This window comes from Micromonospora sp. CPCC 206171, assembly GCF_036906755.1.
Lineage (GTDB): Bacteria > Actinomycetota > Actinomycetes > Mycobacteriales > Micromonosporaceae > Micromonospora > Micromonospora purpureochromogenes.
This window is the reverse complement of sequence record NZ_JBAKHT010000002.1, coordinates 252,637-272,440: the sequence shown is the minus strand read 5'-3', so window position 1 is coordinate 272,440 and position 19,804 is coordinate 252,637. Positions and strand designations below refer to the sequence as shown.

Below are 19,804 nucleotides of genomic sequence, written 5' to 3'. Positions count from 1 at the left end.
CCGCGCGGGCGTCGGCTTCCTACGCTGACGGGCGTGACACTCATAGCGACCGAGTCGCTGACCAAGACGTACGGGGGGCGGGTCACCGCGTTGGCCGACCTGACCGTCGCGGTGGAGCCCGGGATCATCGGCCTGGTGGGCGCGAACGGCGCCGGCAAGTCGACCCTGATCAAGATCCTGCTGGGCCTGCTCGCCCCGACCAGCGGCCGAGTCTCCGTCCTCGGCCTCGACCCGACCACCGACCCGGCGGCCGTCCGGGCCCGGGTGGGTTACATGCCCGAGCACGACGCGCTGCCGCCCGACCTCACCGCCGCCGAGCTGGTCACCCACCTCGGCCGGATCAGCGGGCTGCCCCGGACGACGGCCCGCGAGCGGGCGTCCGAGGCGCTGCGGCACGTCGGCCTCTACGAGGAGCGCTACCGGCCGGTCGGCGGCTACTCGACCGGCATGAAGCAGCGGGTCAAGCTGGCCCAGGCCCTGGTGCACGACCCGGACCTGCTGCTCCTCGACGAGCCGACCAACGGCCTCGACCCGGCCGGCCGGGACGACATGCTCGCCCTGGTGCACCGGATCGGCACCGAGTTCGGCATCTCCGTGCTGGTCTGCTCGCACCTGCTCGGCGAGGTGGAGCGGATCTGCGACACGCTGGTCGCCATCGACGGTGGTCGGCTGCTGCGGGCCGGCCCGATCGCCGCCATGACCTCCGCCACCGACGTGCTCGCCGTCGAGGTCAGCGAGGGTACGGACGAACTGGCCTCCCGGCTCGCCGCGCTCGACCTGCCGGTCAGCCGGGACGGGCGGATGCTGCTCGTCCCGCTCGCCGACGAGGCCACCTACGACCTGATCCTCGGCGCGGTCGCCGAGCTGGACCTGCCGCTGCACCGGCTCGACCAGCGGCGGCACCGGGTGGCCGAACTCTTCGCCACGAGGGAGCCCAGCCATGTCTGAGCCGACCGGCGTCATCCACGACATCGGCTACCAGCGCTACACCGGCCCCCGCCTCGGCCGCCGGCACGTCTTCGGCGCGCTCTACCTGCACGGCCTGCGGACCGCCTTCGGGCTGGGCCGCAGCGCCAAGGCCAAGATCTTCCCCTGGCTGGTGGTCGGCATCGTCACCATGGTGGCCGCCGGCGCCACCGCGGTGCGCAGCCAGATCGGCGAGGTGGTGATGACGTACGCCCAGTTCGCCGACTCGATGAGCTGGCTGGTCATCTTCTTCGCCGCGGTGGCCGCGCCGGAGCTGGTCTCCCGCGACCTGCGCAGCGGCGTGCTGCCGCTGTACTTCTCCCGGCCGCTGCCGCGCGGCGACTACGCGCTGGCCAAGCTGCTGGCCCTGATCAGCGCGCTCTGGCTGCTGCTCGGCGGGCCGCAGCTGGTGATGTTCCTCGGCGCGGCCTTCACCACCGGTGACGGGATGCGCGGCGTCTGGAACGAGCTGCTCGACCTGCTGCCGGGGCTGCTCTACGCCGGCCTCTGGGCGGTCGTCTTCGCCTCGGTCGGCCTGCTGGTCGCCTCGCTCACCGGCAAGCGGGCGTTCGCGGCCGGCGGGATCGTGGCGGTCTTCCTGATGACCACCCCGATCGTCGGCACCCTGTCCATCCTGCCCTCCCGCACCGTCAATGAGCTGGCCGGACTGGGCTCCCCGTCGACCATCGTGCAGGGGGTGGGCATCTGGTCACTGGGCGACCTGCTGGTCTCCGAGGACCAGGGTGGACCGGACATCGGCGGCTTCGGCCCGGTCTACGCCCTCGCCGCCGTGCTGCTGGTCGCCGGCTGCGTCGCCCTGCTGCTGCTGCGATACCGGAAGGTGGCCGCCCGATGACCACGATCAGCGCCGATCCCACGGCGAGCGTCCCGACCACCGCCACCAGCACCCTCGACCTGGCCGGGGTGTCCCGCTGGTACGGCAACGTGGTGGCGGTCAACGACATCACCATGCGGCTGGGCCCCGGGGTCACCGGCCTGCTCGGCCCGAACGGCGCCGGCAAGACGACGTTGCTGCACATGATGGCCGGCTTCCTCGCCCCGTCCCGCGGCGCGGTGACCCTGGACGGCGAGCCGACCTGGCGCCACCCGGAGGTCTACCGCCGGCTCGGGCTGGTCAGCGAGCGGGAGGCGGTGCACACCTTCCTCACCGCGTACGAGTTCGTGCTGGCCAGCGCGAAGCTGCACCGGCTGCCCGACCCGGCGGCGGCAGCCCGGCGGGCGATCGCCCTGGTCGAGCTGGAGGAGGCCCAGGACCGGCGGATCGGGACGTACTCCAAGGGCATGCGGCAGCGCGCGCGGGTCGCCGCGGCGCTGGTGCACGACCCGCAGGTGCTGCTGCTCGACGAGCCGTTCAACGGGATGGACCCGCGCCAGCGGCTGCACATGATGGGGCTGCTGCACTCCCTCGGCGACGCCGGCCGGACCATCCTGTTCAGCTCGCACATCCTGGAGGAGGTCGAGCAGGTCTCCGGCACCGTGCAGGTGATGGTGGCCGGCCGGCTCGCCGCCTCCGGGGACTTCCGGACCATCCGCCGGCTGATGACCAACCGGCCGCACGTGTTCACCGTCCGCTCCACCGACGACCGGGCGTTGGCGGTCGCGCTGATGGCCGAGCCCTCGGTCACCGGGGTCGAGCTGGACCGCACCGGCCTGACCGTCAAGGCCGGCGACTACGGCGCCTTCACCCGGGCGCTACCGAAGATCGCGCTGGCCCACGGCGTCCGGGTCCGGCAGTTGCTGCCCGAGGACGAGTCCCTGGAGAGCGTCTTCTCCTACCTGGTGGAGGCCTGATGTCGACCGTTTCCTGGATCACCGCGCGCGGGCTGTTCGGCCGGCGTCGCTTCCTGATCCTGCTGCCGTTGCCGCTCCTGATGCTCGGGCTGGCGATGCTCTGCCGGTCGCTCGGGGTCGAGCCGGCTGACTGGGGGCCGCCGGTGCTGGTGGGCCTCGGCCTGGCCGTGGTGCTGCCGGTGGTCGCCCTGATCGTGGGCACCGGCGTGCTGGGGGCCGAGATCGACGACGGCACCGTGGTGCACATCCTCACCAAGCCGCTGCCGCGCTGGCAGATCGTGCTGCCGAAGCTGGCGGTGGCCACCGTGGTCAGCGCGACCACCGTCGCCGTGCCGCTCTTCGTCGCGGGCGTGCTCGCCGATTCGGTACGCCTCGGGCTGGCCCTCGCCGCCGCCTCGGCGCTCGGCGCGCTGGCGTACTCGGCGCTGTTCCTGGCGCTGAGCCTGGTCACCCGGCGGCCGGTCCTGCTCGGGCTGGTCTACGTGCTGATGTGGGAGGGGCTGCTGGGCAACTTCGTCCGCGGCACCAAGGTGCTCTCGATCCAGCAGTGGGTGGTCGCCATGGCCGACCGGATGGCCCCCACCGACCTGCTCTCCACCACCGTCTCCGTCCCCGTCGCGGCCGTGCTGACCGGCGTCGTCGCGGTGGGCTTCACCGTCCTGGCGATCGACCGCCTCCGCTCCTTCTCCATGGCCGGCGAAACCAGCTGACCCCACCCACCCCCCACCCCCCGCCCCCCGGGATGCAGTTTCAGAGAAAGAGTGGCCTCAGCGCGCTGAATGGCCACTCCTTCTCTGAAAGTGGGGGCATCTCGGGGGCGGGGTGGGGGCGGGGGTTAGAAGGCGGAGGCGATGACCAGTTCGGGGGTGCGGTCGGGGAGCAGGTCGAGTTTGGCGATGCGGCCGGCGGCGCGGAGGTCGTCGGCGATCAGGGTGAGCTGCTCCAGCAGGGCGGCGGGGCCGAGCGCCTCGGCCAGCGGCACCTCCGCCTTCATGGACAGCTTCCGTTCCGACTTGGCCCGGCGCACCTGGCCGAGTGCGTCCCCGGCCAGCCGCAGCAGTTGCGGGTCGGCGGGGCCCTCGACCGCCCGCCCCACCTCGTACGTGGTCGGCCAGGTGGCCCGGTGCACCGAGCCGTACCGCCACCAGGACCAGACCTCCTCGGCCACGTACGGCAGGACCGGGGCGAAGAGTCGCAACTGCACCGACAGCGCGGTCGCCAGCGCCGCCCGCGCCGATTCGGCACCCGGCCCGGAGCCGTAGGCGCGCTCCTTCACCAGCTCGATGTAGTCGTCGCAGAACCGCCAGAAGAACGCCTCGGTGACCTGGAGCGCCGCCGTGTGGTCGTACGCGTCGAAGGCGGACGTCGCGGCGGCGACCACGTCGGAGAGCTCGGCGAGCATGGCGGTGTCCAGCGGCGCGGTGGCCGACAGCTCCAGGTCGCGGCGCGGCGTCAGACGCGCCGAGCTGGAGTTGTCGTACGGGGCGCGCAACGCGTCCGCGGCGCCCAGCCCCAGGGCGAACCGGGAGGCGTTGAGCAGCTTGGTGGCGAGCCGCCGGCCCACCTTGATCTGCGCCGGGTCGAAGGCCAGGTCCATGCCGGGCTTGCCGTTGGCCGCCCAGTACCGCACCGCGTCGGAACCGTGCTGCTCCAGCAGCGCCATCGGGGTGACCACGTTCCCCTTCGACTTGGACATCTTCTTCCGGTCCGGGTCGAGGATCCAGCCGGAGAGCACCGCGTCCCGCCAGGGCAGCACGCCGTGCTCCAGGTGGGCCCGGACCACCGTCGAGAAGAGCCAGGTCCGGATGATCTCCTGCCCCTGCGGGCGCAGGTCCATCGGGAAGACCCGGCTGAACAGGTCCGGGTCGGTCTCCCACCCGCCGACGATCTGCGGGGTCAGCGAGGAGGTCGCCCAGGTGTCCAGCACGTCCGGGTCGCCGATGAAGCCACCCGGCAGCCCGCGCTGCGACTCCTCGAAACCGGGCGCCGGATCGCTGGACGGATCGACCGGCAACATCGCCTCGTCCGGTGTGAGAGGGTGGGACCAGTCCGGCTCGCCAACGTCGTCGAGCCGGTACCACACCGGCACCGGCACCCCGAAGAAGCGCTGCCGACTGACCAGCCAGTCACCGGTCAGCCCGCCCACCCAGTGGTCGTACCGGTGCTTCATGTGCTCCGGCACCCAGCGCAGCTCGCCGCCCCGGGCCAGCAGCTCCTCGCGCAGGCCGGCGTCCCGCCCGCCGTTGCGCAGGTACCACTGGCGGGTCGAGACGATCTCCAGTGGCCGGTCGCCGCGCTCGTAGAACTTCACCGGGTGGGTGATCGCGCGCGGCTCGCCGACCAGGTCACCGGCGTCGGCCAGCAGCTGCACCATCGTTCGCCGGGCGCCGTTGACGGTCTGCCCGGCCAGGGCGGCGTACGGCTCGGCCGGCACCCCGTGCGGCGGCTCCGGCAGCAGCCGGCCGTCCCGGCCGATCACCACCCGGGTGTCCAGCTGGAGTTCCCGCCACCAGGTCACGTCCGTCAGGTCGCCGAAGGTGCAGACCATGGCGATGCCGGTGCCCTTGGCCGGGTCCGCCACCGGATGCGCGTGCACCGGCACCTCGACCGCGAAGACCGGGCTCCGCACCGAGCGGCCCACCAGGTCCGCGTACCGCTCGTCGTCGGGGTGGCAGACCAGCGCCACGCAGGCCGGCAGCAGCTCCGGCCGGGTGGTGTCGATCAGCACCTCGCGCCCGCCGGGCCCGGTGAACCGCAGCCGGTGGTACGCCCCGGGCCGCTCCCGGTCCTCCAGCTCCGCCTGGGCCACCGCGGTGGCGAAGCCGACGTCCCAGAGCGTCGGCGCCTCCGCCTGGTACGCCTCGCCCCGGGCCAGGTTCCGCAGGAACGCCCGCTGGCTCGTCGCCCGCGCCACCCGCCCGATCGTCGTGTACGTCAGCGACCAGTCCACCGACAGCCCGAGTCGCCGCCACAGCGCCTCGAAGACCTGCTCGTCGGCGGCGGTCAGCCGCTCGCACAGCGCCACGAAATTGCGCCGGTCGATCGGCGTCGGGTCCTTCCGCCGCTCCTCGCTGACCGGCGTCGCCGGCGGTTGCCAGTGCGGGTCGTACGGCAGGGACGGGTCGCAGCGCACCCCGTAGACGTTCTGCACCCGTCGTTCGGTGGGCAGGCCGTTGTCGTCCCAGCCCATCGGGTAGAAGACCGTCCGGCCGCGCATCCGCTGGAAGCGGGCCACCATGTCGGTGTGGGTGTACGAGAAGACGTGCCCCATGTGCAGCTCGCCCGATACGGTCGGCGGCGGGGTGTCGATGGCGTACACGTCCGACCGCTCCTTCGAGCGGTCGAACGCGTACGTGCCCTCCTCCTGCCAGTGGCGCGCCCAGGTCTCCTCGAGCCCGTCCAGGGTCGGACGCTCGGGGACGCCGGCGCGGGCCGTCCTCGCCGTATCAGTCATCCGTCGATCGTAGGCAGCCCGCGTCGCGCTGCCCACGGCTTATCGACGGTGTCGCCTAACGGTTCGTGGAGCCGATCGGGGTGAGCAGCGGGCCACGGGTGGCGAGCTGCATGCCGAGGCCGGTGTTGGCGTTCACCCGGTCCAGGACGGTGGAGACCGGCATGTAGTAGTTCTGCTCGTTCGGGTTCGTGCAGGCGCCGCTGCCCGGGTCGCCGTCGTTCAGGATGCCGAGCGCCCGGCCGTCGGACTCGGTGAAGAGCGGCCCGCCGCTGTCACCGGGGCGGGCGCAGACCCGCACGCCGATGCGGCCGTTGGTCTTGCTGGTGACCGTGCCGCAGCGGGTGCCGGGAACGTAACCGGCGCCGGCCCCGGAGTCGACGTACACCTCGCCCGCCTTGGGCGTGTACGCCGAGCCGGTCGCGCAGACCACCCAACCGACCTGCACCGCGCTGTAGGCGGTGTAGCCGGTGATCTTCACGTCGTGGCTGCCCTTGGTGGCGCAGGCCGGGGCCGGGTTGCCCGTCACGCACCAGTAGTTGACCAGGCTGGCCTGGTCGCCACCGCTGCGCCGTGGGTACGCCCACCGGTCGATCGCGCCGTCCTGGTACGGGATCACCGCGTAGTCGTGGGTGGTGGTGTTCTCGGCGAGCACCGGACTGGTGGACTCCACGCCGACCGGCACCTTCGGGCCGAGGAACTGGTGCCAGGTCCGGTCGAGTTCGGTGTGCCGCCCGCCGACCACGCAGTGCCCGGCGGTCAGCACGTAGTACCGCCCGGACCGGGCCCGCAGGTTGAAGCCGCTGGTGCAGCCGCCGACCGTGTCGTCGTCCCGGGGCACGTCCAGCCGGATGCCGCCGCGCATCGGCGCCTGGGCGCAGTTGAGCGGGTTGCACGACTTCTCGATCGCGGCCGGTAGCTGCCGGGTCCGGGCCGGCACCCCGGCGGCCTCGATCGCGCCGGCCAGCCGAGCGTCGTCCGCGGCGACCGCGCCGCCGGTGAGCACCAGAACCTCGTTGGCCTGCTCGTCGACCACCACGTCGGTGCCGGCGGTCGCGTCGAGCGCGCCGGCCACGCGGGCCGCCGCCTCGGTGAGCTCGCGCAGCGAGTGGCGCGCCGGGACGACCTTCACGTGGGTGGCGTCCGGCACCCCGGCGACCGCCGTGGTGACCGGGGCCGGGTCGGTGGCCGCGATGGTCAGCACGCCGCCGCCGGCCTGGTCCAGCCACATGCCGGCGTACTCGGTGGGATACCTCGTGGCGAGGGTGGCCGCGAGCGGCGCGGAGAGTTCCTGGAGGGCGACCCGGCGGGCTGCCTCGTCCTGGCTGACCCGGTAGCGGTCGCTCAGGTAGGCCACCGAGGCAGGCGCGTCCTTCGCCACCTCACCGGCGGGCCGCCCGACGGCCGTGACCGGTCGGGTGTCCACGGTGGAGCGGCCCGCGCCGGCTTGGCTGCCGATGCCGCTGTCCGCACTGGGCGCCGCGTCCGCCGGGGTCGTCCCGGCGGTGGCCGATTCGACCGCGCCCGCCGGCGCGGCGGCCGGCGCCGGACCGGCGTCGTCCTCCCGCGCCAGGGCGACCGTCGCCGCGCCCACCGTGCTGACCACCAACGCTGCCGCGACAACCACTCGTCGTCGGATCCGCACGCCGCAACCTCCCCGTGTGTTCGGCTGTGCCTGACCGGTCCCACCGGACGTCGCCCTTGGGCGATCGCCGGGCCGATCGACGCCCGGCAGTCTAGCCGGGCGACGGGCCCCCGGGTTGCCCGCGTCGTCGCGCCGGCGCCCCGGGGACCGGCGGTTCAGACCAGCGAGTCGCGCCACTGCCGGTGCAGGGCGGCGTACCGGCCGCCGGCGGCGGCGAGCCGCGCGGGCGGTCCGTCCTCCACCACCCGACCACCGTCGAGGACCAGTACCCGGTCGGCGGTCTCCACGGTGGAGAGCCGGTGCGCGATCACCAGCGCGGTGCGGTCGCGCAGCACGGTGGCGAGCGCCCGCTGTACCAGCCGCTCGGTCGGCACGTCCAGCGACGAGGTCGCCTCGTCGAGGATCAGCACCCGCGGGTCGGCCAGGAACGCCCGGGCGAACGCGACGAGCTGCCGCTGCCCGGCGGAGAGCCGGCCGCCGCGCCGGTGCACCTCGGTGGCGTACCCGTCGGAGAGCGCGGCGATGAAGTCGTGCGCGCCGATCGCCCGCGCGGCGGCCTGCACCGCCGCGTCGTCGGCGCCCGGGCGGCCGAACCGGATGTTCTCCGCCACCGTGCCGCTGAACAGGTGGTTCTCCTGGGTCACCAGCACCACCGCGCGGCGCAGTTCCGGGTCGGCCAGGTCGCGCAGGTCGATCCCGTCCAGCTCGACGCTGCCGCTGTCCGGGTCGTGGAAGCGGGCCAGCAGCTTGGCGACGGTGGACTTTCCGGCTCCGGTCGGCCCGATCAGCGCGACCGTCTGCCCGGCCGGCACCCGCAGGTCCAGCCCGACCAGGATCGGCGTGCCCGGCCGGTAGCCGAAGGAGACCGACCGGAACGCCACCGCCCCGCGCCCCGGCCCGCTGGGCAGCGGCACCGGCTGCGCCGGTTCGGGTACGCCGGGCCGCTCGTCGAGCACCCCGGCCAGCTTCTCCAGCGCCGCCGTCGCCGACTGCAACGAGTTGTAGAACTGGCTCAGCTCCTGCATCGGTTCGAAGAAGCGGCGCAGGTAGAGCAGGAAGGCGGCGAGCACCCCCACCTCCGTCGCACCGTCGAGCACCCGCCAGCCGCCGTACCCGAGCACCACCGCCCCGGTGACGTTGCCGATCACCTTGATCCCCGGCGAGTACGTGGCGATCAGCCGGAACGCCCGCAGGTTGGCCCGCCGGTACCCGTCGTTGACCGCCCCGAAGATCTGCTGGTTGCGCGGTTCCCGGCGGTACGCCTGCACAGCGCGGATGCCCCGCAGCGACTCCACGAAGTGGACGATGACCAGCGCCACCGCCTCCCGGCTGCGCCGGTACGCGTCGGCCGACGCGCGGGCGAACCAGCGGGACAGCAGGTAGAGGAACGGGAAGGCGAGCAGGGTGACCGCGGCCAGCGGCAGGTCCAGCCAGAGCAGGATGGCGGCCACGGAGAGCACCGTCAGTGCGGCGGTCACCAGGCTGTCGATGCCGCCGTCGACGAGCTCGGCGATGGACTCCAGATCGCTGGTCAGCCGGGACACCACCCGGCCCGAGGTGTAGCGCTCGTGGAAGCCCACCGAGAGGCGCAGGAAGTGCCCGTACACCCGCCGGCGCAGCTCCAGCAGGACGGCCTGGCCGATCCGCGCGGAGAGGGTGAGGAAGCCGCGCCGGGCCGCGTACTCGGTCACCGCCGCGACCACGAAGGCGCCGGCGACGGCGGCCAGCGGGCGCGCGTCGCCGGCCCGCAGCGGCGCGATGGCCCGGTCGATGCCGAGCATGACCAGGTACGGCCCGGACATGGCGGCCGCGTTCTGCGCCAGCAGCAGGCCTGCGGCCAGGCCCAGCCGGCCCCGATGCGGGCGGAGCAGCTCGCCCAGCAGCACCCGGCTGCGGGCGCGCAGCCGGGCCACCGCCTCGGGTGTGGTGTCCTCGGCGCGGCTGCGGTCGGCGTCCGGGTCGGTGGCCAGCCCCCGCCAGCGGGACACATCCGGTGGCTCGGCCCGCTGCCGGGGCAGCCGGGGTGTCACGAGCGCACCAGGCCGGGCGCGGAGTTCGGCTCGGCGGAGAGCACCGCCCGGTACGCCGGCACGGTGGCGAGCAGTTCGGAGTGCCGCCCCACCGCGGCGATCCGGCCCCCGTCGAGCAGCGCCACCCGGTCGGCCAGCGCGACGGTCGACGGGCGGTGCACCACCAGCAGCGCCGTGGTGTCCCGCAGTACCCGTCTCAGCGCCGCCTCGACCAGCGCCTCGGTGTGCACGTCCAGGGCGGAGAGCGGGTCGTCGAGCACGAGCAGCGCGGGCCGGCCGAGCACCGCCCGGGCCAGCGCGAGCCGTTGCCGCTGTCCGCCGGAGAGCGACAGCCCCTGCTCGCCGACCCGGGTCGCCAGCCCCCACGGCAGGTCGAACGCGAAGTCGGCCTGGGCCAGCGCCAGCGCGGCGCGGACCTCCGCCTCGTCGGCGTCCGGGCGGCCCAGGGTGAGGTTCTCCCAGACCGACATGGAGAACAGCGTCGGCTCCTCGAAGGCCACCCCGACCAGCCGGCGCAGCGAGGCCAGCCGCAGGTCACGCAGGTCGTGCCCGTCCAGGGTGATCCGCCCGCCGGTCACCTCGTGCAGCCGGGGCACCAGGGAGAGCAGGGTGCTCTTGCCGCTGCCGGTCGCGCCCACCAGCGCCAGCGTCTCGCCCGGCTCCAGGGTCAGCTCGATCTCCCGCAGCACCGGCTGCGGGGCGCCGGGGTAGCGGAACGAGACGCCTTCGAAGCGCAGCTCGCCCCGCACTTCCGTCGGGGCGAGCGTGACCGCGTGCGGCGCGTCCACGATGGACGGCGGGGTGTCGAGTACCTCCTGGATCCGGTCGGCCGCGGTCGCCGCCTCCTGGGCGTTCGCGATGATCCAGCCCAGCGACTGCACCGGCCAGATCAGCATCAGTTGCAGGCTGACGAAGGCGACCAGCTCGCCGATGGTGAGGGTGCCCCGGGCGGCGAGCGCCGCCCCGCAGACCAGCACCACGCCCAGGGTCAGGTTGGGCACCAGGTCGAACAGCGCGGAGGTGCGGGCCAGCAGCCGGGCCTTGTCGACGCCGATGTCGTGCAGCGTCCGGGCCCGCTCGCCGAACCGGGCGGCCAGTTCCGGCCCCCGCCCGTACGCCTTCATGGTGCGCAGGCCCTGCGCGGTCTCCTCGACCAGGGTGGCCACGTCGCCCTGCTGGTCCTGCATCCGGCGGGACGCGGCGTGGTAGTGCCGGGCGAACCGGCGACTGATCAGGAACAGCGGCACCGCGCTGGCCGCCACCAGCAGGCCCAGCGGGCCGTGCAGCCGGATCAGCAGGGCCACCACCGCGAGGTAGGTGACCAGGTTGAGCACCAGGAAGAGCAGGCCGAAGGAGAGGAACCGGCGGATCACCGACAGGTCGCTGGTGATCCGGGAGAGCAGCTGGCCGGACTGCCACCGGTCGTGGAAGCCCGCCGGGAGCCGTTGCAGGTGGGCGTAGATGTCGGCGCGGATCGCGGACTCCATGCCCACCGAGGAGGAGGACTGGGTCCACCGCCGGATGAAGATCAGCATCGCCTCGGCGAGCCCGAGCAGCAGCGCCAGGCCGCCGAGGCGGAGCAGCCCGTCGGCGTCGTGCCGGGCGATCGGGCCGTCGACCACCCGCTGCACCACCAGCGGCACCGCCAGGCTGGCCGCGGTGGCGGCCAGCGCCGCGAGCAGCAGCCAGCAGTACTCGCCCGCGTACGGGCGCAGGTAGGGGCCCAGTCGCCGGAGGTTGTGCAGCGGGCGCGGGTGGACCTGCACCGGTATGGCGGGGTCGCCATCACGCTGCGCAGGCACTACCCGACCGTAGCGTCAGCTGGGAGCGGTGCCGGTGTCAGCTTGCCGTCAACCGCCGCTCATGCCCGAGAAGCCACTTCTTCACGTCCAGCCCCCAGCGGTAGCCGCCGAGCGTCCCGTCGGTGCGCAGCACCCGGTGGCAGGGGACGAAGAGGGCGGCGGCGTTGCGGGCGCAGGCGGCGGCCGCCGCCCGTACGGCGGCCGGCCGGCCAGCCAGCCCGGCGAACCCGGTGTACGTCAAGGGCTCGCCCGGCTTCACCTCGCGCAGCACCTCCCAGGCGTGGGTCATGAACGCCCCGCCGCTGTGCTGCCGCACCGGCACCCCGTCGATGGCGGTCAGGTCGCCGTCCAGGTAGGACCGGACGGCGACGGTGACCGGGCCGAGGTCGGCGCGGTGCCGCAGCGTCCCGCGCAGGCTCGGGTGCACGAGCGGGAGCAGGGTCTCCGGGGCCGGGGTGAAGCCGGCCGCCCGGACGGCTCCGTCCGGGCCGGCCAGGATGCTCAGCGGGCCGGCGGGGGTATCGATGACGGTGCTGTCGATGCTCATGCTGCTCTCCAGAGTCGGATCACCGCGTACGAGCGCCAGGGGCGCCAGCGTTCGGCGTGGGTGTCGAGGGTCTTCGGGTCGGTGGGCAGGCCGAGGGCGGCGGCGCCCCGGCGTACCGCCAGGTCGGTGGGGAGCAGGACGTCCGGGTCGCCGAGGGCCCGCATGGCCACGTAGCCGGCGGTCCATGCCCCGATCCCCGGCACCGCGGTCAGCCGCCGCACGACCTCCTCCCGGTCCCCGCCCGGGTCGAGGTCGATCTCGCCGGAGGCGACCGCCCGGGCCAGCGCGCGCACCGTCTCCCGCCGCCCCGCCGGCATCCCGAACGCCCCGTCCGGCAGCCCCGCCACCTCCTCCGCCCGGAGGAACCCCCGCAGCCCGCCCTCCGCGCCCGCGCCGTGATCATGAGGTTGTTGTCGCGACACGCCATCGTCGGGGGCAACAACTTCATGATCATCGGGGGTGTTCAGGGGGCGGGCGGCCGTGAGGAGGCGGGTGAGGGTGGTGCGGGCGGAGCGGACAGAGACCTGCTGGCCGACCACGGCGCGCAGGGCCGCCTCGAAGCCGTCCACCGCGCGGGGCAGGCGGATGCCGGGCTCGGCCGCCACCGCGGCCGTCAGGGCCGGGTCCGCGGCCAGGGTCTCGTCGATGGCCTGCGGGTCCGCGTCGAGGTCGAGCAGCCGGCGGCAGCGGGCCACCGCGGGGGCCAGGTCGCGCATGTCGGCCAGGCGCAGGGTCGCCGAGACGTGGCCGGCCGCCGGGGTCAGCGCCACCTCCGCGGCGCCGTGCGGCAGTCGCAACCCCCGGCGGTACGTCCCGTCGCGTACCTCCTCCACGCCCGGCAGCGCGCGGAGCGCGAGGAAGTCCAGCAGTGCGGCGGCGTGCAGCGGTGGCCGGTACGCCAGCCGCAGCGTGATCGTCCCCGCGCCGCCCGCCACCGGCCGGCCGCCCCGCGCCACCCGCAGCTCCGACGGGGCGGTGCCGAAGACCTCGCGGACCGTGTCGTTGAACTGCCGGACGCTGCCGAACCCGGCCGCGAAGGCGATCTCCGCCATCCCCAGCCCGGTCGTCTCGATCAGGGTGCGGGCGGTCTGCGCCCGCTGGGCCCGGGCCAGCGCCAGCGGGCCCGCGCCCAGTTCGGCGCGGAGCATCCGGTGCAGGTGCCGCTCGGTGTAGCCGAGCCGGGTGGCCAGCCCCGGTACGCCGTCCCGGTCGACCACCCCGTCGGCGATCAGCCGGACGGCCCGACCCACCACGTCGGCCCGGACGTCCCACTGCGGCGAGCCGGGCGCCGCGTCCGGGCGGCAGCGGCGGCAGGCGCGTAGCCCGGCGCCCTGCGCGGCGGCGGCCGACGGAAAGAACCGGACGTTCTGCCGCTTCGGCGTCATCGCCGGGCAGGACGGCCGGCAGTAGATCCCGGTCGACGTCACGCCGGTGTAGAACCAGCCGTCGAAGCGCTGGTCACGGCTGTCCACGGCCCGGTAGCACCGTTCGAAGTCCAATTCCACGCCACCGATGATGCCCGCTGGTCAGGCCGATGGCTCGCGGGAATCGGACCTGGGCGTGGTGCCGCCCGACACCCCGGCCGACAGCCGGCCGGGGCACCGGGCGCATGGCGTTCGCGCCCCGGGCGCAGGGTCGCCCGGAAGCGCGTTCGCGGGGTCAGCGCGGGGACGGGCTGAGGCGCGGCGTCCCGGTGTCGATCGGGCTCGGCACCCCCGGCAACCGGAATGCGTCAGGCTGCGCCGGGCTGGCCGACGGCACGGCTCGGACGGGGCTCGGGACGCCCGGCGGGGGAGTCTGCGGAGTGGACGGGCCGGGCAGCGGTGGCCGGGGCGCGGGTGTCTCGGAGCTGGGGGAGGGGATCGGCTCGGCCGAGCGCGGCGCCGGGGTCGGGGCGGTGGGGGCGGCCGGGCGCGGGGCGTCCGAGCCGGTCTGGGCGATGGCGAGCGGGGCGGCGATCAGGACGGCGGCGAGCGTGCCCACCGCGCCCATGGTGATCGTGGCGCGGCGTCGGGTCCGGGCCCGTCGTTCCGCCGGCGGCAACTGGTCCTGCACTGTCGGGGCCTCCTCGGCTAGGTCGGTCAGGGTGGTGCGGATCAGGTCTTCGAGGGGGGACGTCATCGCCGTACCTCCAGCAGTTCGACATCCGGCAGGAGCTCGCGCAGCCGGGCGACCGCGCGGTGGGTACGGCTGCGGACGGTGCCGACCGAGCAGCCCAGCACCTGGGCCACCTGGGTCTCGGTGAGGTCCTCGTAGTAGCGCAGGACCACCACGGTCCGCTGGGCCGGCGGCAGGTGCCGCAGCGCCGCCCGCATGGCCAGCCGCAGGTCGGTGCCGCCGCTGGGATCGGCGGCGGGCACCTCGTGCGCGCCGGTGAGCAGCGACTCCCGGGACCGGCGCAGCCGCCGCCACCAGCTCACCTGCTCCCGGTACATGACCGTGCGCAGGTAGCCCTCGGGGTCGGCGTTGCGCAGCGTCCGCCAGCGCGGGATCGTCCGCGCCAGCGCCGACTGGACCAGGTCCTCCGCCGCGTGCCGGTCGCCGGTGAGCAGGTACGCGACCCGCATCAGCGCCGGCGTACGGCTCGCCACGAACTCGGCCAGCCGGGCCCGTTCGTCGTCGTCCACACATCCTCCCCGGTTCGCTCCTACCGATACAGACGCCGCAGCTCGGGCCAGCTATCCGTTGCGTGGCAAGGAATCGGACGCGAGAAATTGTCGGTAGTGGTCGGTACGGTCCGGCCACCAACTCAAGAAGGGTGCGGGGGCGATGGCGAGCGTGGCCGGGCGGGGTGCCCGCTGATGCGGTCGGGGCGGGCACGGCTCGACCGCGCGGTGGTGCAGGGCTTCTACGACCGGATGCGGGCGGTGGCGCCGGCGGCGTACGGGGCGATCGAGCGGGACCGGGTCGGTGAGCCGGGGCGCCCCTTCGGGGAGACGGCGTGCGGCCGGCTCGCCGCGTCGCTGGATCCGGCCGGCCTGCGGGCGCTGGGCATGTGGGCGCACCACTGGTGCATGCGCTTCTACGACGACGACACCCGCCCGGGGCTGCGGCTGGTCCGCGAGATCGCCGGCCGGCGCGGGCTGGGCTGGACGGCCGACGAGGTGCGCTGGATGCTCGGCGAGTCGTACGCGGCCGACCCGTCCGCCGCGCACCGGTTCACCCTGCCGCTGGCCGCGGCCGCCGAGCTGCCCGCCGGGGCGCTGCCGGAGGCCGACGCCCTCGGGGCGGACTGGCGTCTGGCCGGCTGACCCGCCCCGCCGAGGCGGCCGACGGGTCCGGACGCCATCCCACCGGGACGGGCGGGCAGTTGCGCCACCACCATCGCCGCCACCGCCAGCGCGAAGCCGGTGAGCTGGGTCGGGCTGAGCGCCTGGTCCAGCACGAGCCAGCCCAGCGCGGCGGCGGTCAGCGGGCTCAGCGCGCCGAGCACGGAGACCTGCGTCAACGGCAGCCGCGCCGCGCCGCGGAACCACAGCACGTACGCCAGTGCGGTGCCGACCAGCCCGAGCCAGGCGTACCCGAGCAGGGCCGGGCCGTCCGGGGCCGGCGGCGGGCCCTCGACCGCGACGGCGACCGGCGTGACCAGCAGGCCGCCGGCGGTGAGCTGCCAGCTCGTGGCGGCGAGGGTGCTGATCCCGGCCGGCCGGCCCCAGCGGCGGGTGAGCACCAGCCCGGTGGCCATCGCGGCGGTGCCGGCCAGGCCGGCGGCCACGCCGAGCGGGTCGGTGCCGGCGTCCGGCCGGAGCACGACCAGCGCGACGCCCAGCGGGGCGGCCACGGCGGCCAGCAGGGCGAGCCGGTGCGGCCGGTCCCGCAGCACCAGCACGGTGAGGCCGGTGACGAGCAGCGGCTGGGCGGCGCCGAGCACGGCGGCGGTCCCGCCCGGCAGCCGGTACGCCGCGAGGAAGAGCAGCGGGAAGAACGCGCCGATGTTCAGCGCGCCGAGCAGGGCGGCCCGCCACCACCAGGAGCGGTGCGGCCGGCGGCGGGTCAGCGCGAGCAGCAGCAGCCCGGCGGGGAGCGCCCGCAGCGCGCCGGACCAGAGTGGCCGGTCCGGCGGCAGCAGCTCGGAGGTGACCAGGTAGGTGGTGCCCCAGACGGTGGGCGCGAGGGCGGTCAACGCGATGTCGGTGCGGCGACGGCTCATCGGGCACTCGATTCCCTTTGAAGTAAGTAGCTTAGTGCTAAGCTAATCATCCGTGAGCGAAAAGCGGAAGGGCGACGTGGGGCACAATCCGGGGGTGACCGACCGGGACGACGTCGACCTCATCGTCGAGCAGTGGCGGCGCGAGCGCGCCGGGATGCGACCCGAGCCGATGGCGGTCTTCGGCCGGATCTACCGGCTGGCCCGGATCGTCGGCGACGCGCAGGAGCGCGTCTACGCCGACTGGGGCATCGGCCGTGGCGAGTTCGACGTGCTGGCCGCGCTGCGCCGCAGCGGCGAGCCCTACACGCTGGCACCGAAGGAGTTGGCCGCCACGTTGATGCTCACCTCGGGCGGGATGACCGGCCGGCTCGACCGGCTGGAACGGGCCGGGCTGCTGCGCCGCGCGCCCGACCCCGCCGACCGGCGGGGCCTGCGGGTGACCCTGACCGACACCGGCCGCCGCGCGGTCGAGGAGGCCGCCGAGGCGGGCCTGGCGGTGCAGCGACGGATCCTCGACGCGCTGCCCCCGGCGGACCAGACCCGCCTCGGCGATCTGCTGCGCGCACTGCTCGCCGCCGCCGAAGCGGGCTGACCGGGCCGACGGCCGGGCCGGCGATGACGCAGGATGGGGGCGTCAGCCACCCGACGGAAGGATCATCCGTGCCCGCCAGCGAACCCACCATCGTCGCGACCAGCATGGGCTTCAGCAGCCGGGACCGTGGCCCCTGGGACGCGAAGCCCGGGCCGGTCTTCGACCTGATGGCCGAGCTGGCCGGGGCCGACGAGCCGAAGATCTGCTACCTCAACCAGGCGGTCGGCGACCAGCCCACCGCGTTCACCGTCTTCTACGGCGCCTTCGCCGGCACCCGCTTCCGCCCGTCCCACCTGGCGCTGTTCCCGATGCCGACCGTCGACGACATCCGGGCCCACCTGCTCGCCCAGGACATCATCTGGGTCGGCGGCGGCAGTGTCGCCAACCTCTGCGCCGTCTGGCGGGTGCACGGCCTGCCGGAGATCCTGCGCGAGTGCTGGGAGGCCGGCGTGGTGCTCGGCGGCGTCTCCGCCGGCTCGATCTGCTGGCACGTCGGCGGCGCCACCGACAGCTTCGGCCGCACGCTGCGGGCCTTCACCGACGGCCTCGGGTGGCTGCCGTACGGCAACGGGGTGCACTACGACAGCGAGGAGCAGCGCCGCCCGCTGATGCACCGGCTGGTCGGCGACGGCACCCTGCCGGTCAGCCACTGCACCGACGACGGGGTGGGGCTGGTCTACCGGGGTACCCGGCTGGCCGAGGCGGTCGCCGACCGCGAGGGCGTGGCCGCGTACGAGCTGACCCCGGACGGCGCGGGCGGCGCCCGGGAGACCCGGATCGAACCCCGGCTGCTCACCGCCTGAGCGCCGGTCGCCGGCCCCTTCTGGTACGCGGACTGTGCGGCCCGGGTTCAGCCCGCCTCGGCCCGCCCGGGGCGGTGCCGGAGCGCGGCGTCGAAGACCTGGGCCAGCTCGGCCGCGTCCTCCCCGGCGTGGTGGGTGTGCGGCACGTCGGTCAGGCCCAGCTCGTGCTTGATGATCCCCTTGCGGGTCCGCACCCACTCGCAGCCGGTCCGCCCCATCCACCAGCTGCGCAGGTCCACGCCGGAGCCGGTCGCGCCGAACGGGCTGCGGCCGGTGAACCGGACGAAGTACCAGTGCACGAACATGCCGTCCCAGACGGCCGGCGCGGCCAGGAAGACCGGCCGGCCGATCCGGCGCAGCCCGTTGACCCAGCTCGTGGCGGCTCCCATCGCCTCCTCGGCGGTGGGCGCCTCCCGCAGCAGCCGGTCCCGGTCGAGCCCGGAGACCGCGAGGGCGGCCGGCACGAACTCCTCGGAGATCGGCTTCAGCTCGGTGTAGAAGGTGAGGTCCGGTCGCCCGGCCACCGCCATGCCCAGCGAGATCATGCTGTACGGGCCGGGGATCGGGCCGTCCGCCTCGACGTCCACCGCCACGTACAGCTCCGGCAGCCGCTCGCCCGCCCCGCTCGTCATCCGGGCAGGCTAGCAACGCTCCCGGCGTACCCGGGACGTCTTTTCGCCCGGCTGGTGGGCCTACCTGCCGGGGGTCGGCGGACACCGGCGTAAGCTGGCTCGTCGTGAGTCTCACCATCGGCATCGTCGGCCTGCCCAACGTCGGCAAGAGCACCCTGTTCAACGCGCTCACCAAGAACGACGTGCTCGCCGCGAACTACCCGTTCGCCACGATCGAGCCCAACGTCGGCGTGGTCGGGCTGCCGGACGAGCGGCTGGCCAAGCTCGCCGAGATCTTCTCCTCGCAGAAGGTGCTGCCGGCGCCGGTGTCGTTCGTCGACATCGCCGGCCTGGTGCGGGGCGCCTCCAAGGGGCAGGGCCGGGGCAACGCCTTCCTGGCCAACATCCGCGACGCCTCGGCGATCTGCCAGGTGGTGCGCGCGTTCTCCGACCCGAACGTGGTGCACGTCGACGGCAAGGTCTCCCCGGCCGACGACATCGAGACGATCAACACCGAGCTGATCCTCGCCGACCTGCAGACCCTGGAGAAGGCGCTGCCGCGGCTGGAGAAGGAGGCCAAGCTCCGCAAGGACCGGGCCGCTGCGGTCGCCGCCGCCAAGGCCGCCGTCGACGTCCTCGACCGCGGTACCACGCTCTACGCCGGCGCCGCCGCCGCGAAGATCGAGCTGGAGCACCTGCGCGAGCTGCACCTGCTCACCACCAAGCCCTTCCTGTACGTCTTCAACGTCGACGAGGCCGAGCTGGCCAACGCCGAGTTCCTCGACGAGCTGCGCGCGCTGGTCGCGCCCGCCGAGGCGGTCTTCATGGACGCCAAGATCGAGGCCGAGCTGGTGGACCTGCCCGAGGAGGAGGCCCGCGAGCTGCTGGAGTCGATCGGGCAGAACGAGCCCGGCCTGGACCAGCTCGTCCGGATCGGTTTCCGCACGCTCGGGCTTCAGACGTACCTGACGGCGGGCCCCAAGGAGGCGCGCGCCTGGACCGTCCCGGTCGGCGCGACCGCGCCGGAGGCCGCGGGCGTCATCCACAGCGACTTCCAGCGCGGCTTCATCAAGGCCGAGGTCGTCTCCTACGCCGACCTGGTCGAGGCCGGATCGATGGCGGCGGCCAAGGCCGCCGGCAAGGTCCGGATCGAGGGCAAGGAGTACGTCATGCAGGACGGCGACGTGGTGGAGTTCCGCTTCAACGTCTGATTGCGGCCCCTTCAGGCGGTTGGGCCGTCGCTCTGAGCCACACCGGGAGCGCTCGCCGACGCCGATCCAGCACCGCAGCCGCGTAGATCGCACCGCCCCCTTCGGCAACCGGCTTGGACTGACCCGGGTGTGCGGCGCGGAAGTTGAACCCGCCGCCGTGCCGTGCCGTGCGCGAGGTCGGGGG

The 19,804-nt window shown here is 74.4% G+C and carries 17 protein-coding genes and 1 pseudogene; 8 read left to right on the top strand and 10 right to left on the bottom strand.

From position 1 onward, the window contains the following. The first annotated feature begins 33 nt into the window (after positions 1 to 33). Genes V6U89_RS03990 through V6U89_RS03975 form a run of 4 tightly spaced genes read left to right on the top strand, consistent with a single transcriptional unit; the run spans position 34 to position 3,488 of the window. Positions 34 to 948, top strand: coding sequence for an ABC transporter ATP-binding protein (locus V6U89_RS03990; protein ID WP_334569221.1), 915 nt, complete (start codon positions 34 to 36; stop codon positions 946 to 948). After that, the gene (locus tag V6U89_RS03985; RefSeq protein WP_334569220.1) at positions 941 to 1,822 is read left to right on the top strand and encodes an ABC transporter permease; all 882 of its coding nucleotides are present in this window, start codon (positions 941 to 943) and stop codon (positions 1,820 to 1,822) included. The genes V6U89_RS03990 and V6U89_RS03985 overlap by 8 nt, the downstream gene beginning before the upstream one ends. Beyond that, positions 1,819 to 2,778, top strand: coding sequence for an ABC transporter ATP-binding protein (locus tag V6U89_RS03980; RefSeq protein ID WP_334569219.1), 960 nt, complete (start codon positions 1,819 to 1,821; stop codon positions 2,776 to 2,778). Before V6U89_RS03985 ends, V6U89_RS03980 begins: the two co-directional genes overlap by 4 nt. Further along, positions 2,778 to 3,488, top strand: a complete 711-nt coding sequence (locus tag V6U89_RS03975; RefSeq protein ID WP_334569218.1) for an ABC transporter permease subunit — start codon at positions 2,778 to 2,780, stop codon at positions 3,486 to 3,488. Before V6U89_RS03980 ends, V6U89_RS03975 begins: the two co-directional genes overlap by 1 nt. A 125-nt stretch (positions 3,489 to 3,613) precedes the next feature. Here the strand turns inward: V6U89_RS03975 and valS are convergent, their stop codons facing one another. From valS to V6U89_RS03935, 8 genes are all read right to left on the bottom strand, one after another. Then, positions 3,614 to 6,232 (bottom strand): valine--tRNA ligase, encoded by a 2,619-nt coding sequence (gene valS / locus V6U89_RS03970; protein WP_334569217.1) that lies wholly within the window; start codon positions 6,230 to 6,232, stop codon positions 3,614 to 3,616. A gap of 55 nt (positions 6,233 to 6,287) precedes the next feature. After that, positions 6,288 to 7,835: a S1 family peptidase gene (locus V6U89_RS03965; protein WP_334569216.1), complete on the bottom strand. Its 1,548-nt coding sequence runs from the start codon at positions 7,833 to 7,835 to the stop codon at positions 6,288 to 6,290. Positions 7,836 to 8,029: 194 nt separating this feature from the next. After that, entirely contained in the window at positions 8,030 to 9,904 is a 1,875-nt protein-coding gene (locus V6U89_RS03960) for an ABC transporter ATP-binding protein (RefSeq protein WP_334569214.1), read from the bottom strand. Continuing rightward, the gene (locus V6U89_RS03955) at positions 9,901 to 11,706 is read right to left on the bottom strand and encodes an ABC transporter ATP-binding protein (RefSeq protein ID WP_334569213.1); all 1,806 of its coding nucleotides are present in this window, start codon (positions 11,704 to 11,706) and stop codon (positions 9,901 to 9,903) included. The genes V6U89_RS03960 and V6U89_RS03955 overlap by 4 nt, the downstream gene beginning before the upstream one ends. Positions 11,707 to 11,743: 37 nt before the next feature. Then, positions 11,744 to 12,253: a methylated-DNA--[protein]-cysteine S-methyltransferase gene (locus V6U89_RS03950; RefSeq protein WP_334569211.1), complete on the bottom strand. Its 510-nt coding sequence runs from the start codon at positions 12,251 to 12,253 to the stop codon at positions 11,744 to 11,746. Further along, positions 12,250 to 13,758 (bottom strand): DNA-3-methyladenine glycosylase 2 family protein, encoded by a 1,509-nt coding sequence (locus V6U89_RS03945; RefSeq protein ID WP_334569210.1) that lies wholly within the window; start codon positions 13,756 to 13,758, stop codon positions 12,250 to 12,252. The genes V6U89_RS03950 and V6U89_RS03945 overlap by 4 nt, the downstream gene beginning before the upstream one ends. Positions 13,759 to 13,912: 154 nt before the next feature. Beyond that, complete coding sequence (locus V6U89_RS03940) at positions 13,913 to 14,374, bottom strand: hypothetical protein (RefSeq protein WP_334569209.1); 462 nt, start codon at positions 14,372 to 14,374, stop codon at positions 13,913 to 13,915. Beyond that, positions 14,371 to 14,880: a SigE family RNA polymerase sigma factor gene (locus V6U89_RS03935; RefSeq protein WP_334569208.1), complete on the bottom strand. Its 510-nt coding sequence runs from the start codon at positions 14,878 to 14,880 to the stop codon at positions 14,371 to 14,373. The genes V6U89_RS03940 and V6U89_RS03935 overlap by 4 nt, the downstream gene beginning before the upstream one ends. Positions 14,881 to 15,054: 174 nt before the next feature. On the opposite strand from V6U89_RS03935, the gene V6U89_RS03930 reads away from it, so the two are divergent. Further along, positions 15,055 to 15,504 carry a hypothetical protein gene (locus V6U89_RS03930; protein ID WP_334569207.1) on the top strand — a complete coding sequence of 150 codons (450 nt, stop codon included), beginning with the start codon at positions 15,055 to 15,057 and terminating at the stop codon, positions 15,502 to 15,504. Positions 15,505 to 15,581: 77 nt separating this feature from the next. Here V6U89_RS03930 and V6U89_RS03925 read toward each other — a convergent pair. Beyond that, positions 15,582 to 16,403 (bottom strand): annotated as a pseudogene (locus tag V6U89_RS03925) (EamA family transporter); the annotation flags it as partial. 52 nt (positions 16,404 to 16,455) lie between these two features. Between V6U89_RS03925 and V6U89_RS03920 the strand changes: the two are divergent. Further along, on the top strand, positions 16,456 to 16,995 hold the full coding sequence (locus V6U89_RS03920; RefSeq protein ID WP_334569206.1) for a MarR family winged helix-turn-helix transcriptional regulator: 540 nt from the start codon (positions 16,456 to 16,458) through the stop codon (positions 16,993 to 16,995). A gap of 68 nt (positions 16,996 to 17,063) precedes the next feature. After that, the gene (locus V6U89_RS03915; RefSeq protein WP_334569205.1) at positions 17,064 to 17,798 is read left to right on the top strand and encodes a peptidase E; all 735 of its coding nucleotides are present in this window, start codon (positions 17,064 to 17,066) and stop codon (positions 17,796 to 17,798) included. A 47-nt stretch (positions 17,799 to 17,845) separates the two neighbouring features. Here V6U89_RS03915 and V6U89_RS03910 read toward each other — a convergent pair whose 3' ends face one another. Further along, positions 17,846 to 18,430, bottom strand: a complete 585-nt coding sequence (locus V6U89_RS03910; RefSeq protein WP_334569204.1) for an exonuclease — start codon at positions 18,428 to 18,430, stop codon at positions 17,846 to 17,848. 104 nt (positions 18,431 to 18,534) lie between these two features. On the opposite strand from V6U89_RS03910, the gene ychF reads away from it, so the two are divergent. Beyond that, positions 18,535 to 19,620, top strand: coding sequence for a redox-regulated ATPase YchF (ychF, locus tag V6U89_RS03905; protein WP_334569203.1), 1,086 nt, complete (start codon positions 18,535 to 18,537; stop codon positions 19,618 to 19,620). Positions 19,621 to 19,804 lie beyond the last annotated feature (184 nt).

Bases quoted from the DNA above. Each gene is read 5' to 3' on its own strand.
- V6U89_RS03985 (WP_334569220.1), top strand. From the start codon at position 941: ATGTCTGAGCCGACCGGCGTCATCCACGACATCGGCTACCAGCGCTAC.
- V6U89_RS03980 (WP_334569219.1), top strand. From the start codon at position 1,819: ATGACCACGATCAGCGCCGATCCCACGGCGAGCGTCCCGACCACCGCC.
- V6U89_RS03975 (WP_334569218.1), top strand. From the start codon at position 2,778: ATGTCGACCGTTTCCTGGATCACCGCGCGCGGGCTGTTCGGCCGGCGT.
- valS (WP_334569217.1), bottom strand. From the start codon at position 6,232: ATGACTGATACGGCGAGGACGGCCCGCGCCGGCGTCCCCGAGCGTCCG.
- V6U89_RS03950 (WP_334569211.1), bottom strand. From the start codon at position 12,253: ATGAGCATCGACAGCACCGTCATCGATACCCCCGCCGGCCCGCTGAGC.
- V6U89_RS03940 (WP_334569209.1), bottom strand. From the start codon at position 14,374: ATGACGTCCCCCCTCGAAGACCTGATCCGCACCACCCTGACCGACCTA.
- V6U89_RS03930 (WP_334569207.1), top strand. From the start codon at position 15,055: ATGCGGTCGGGGCGGGCACGGCTCGACCGCGCGGTGGTGCAGGGCTTC.
- V6U89_RS03910 (WP_334569204.1), bottom strand. From the start codon at position 18,430: ATGACGAGCGGGGCGGGCGAGCGGCTGCCGGAGCTGTACGTGGCGGTG.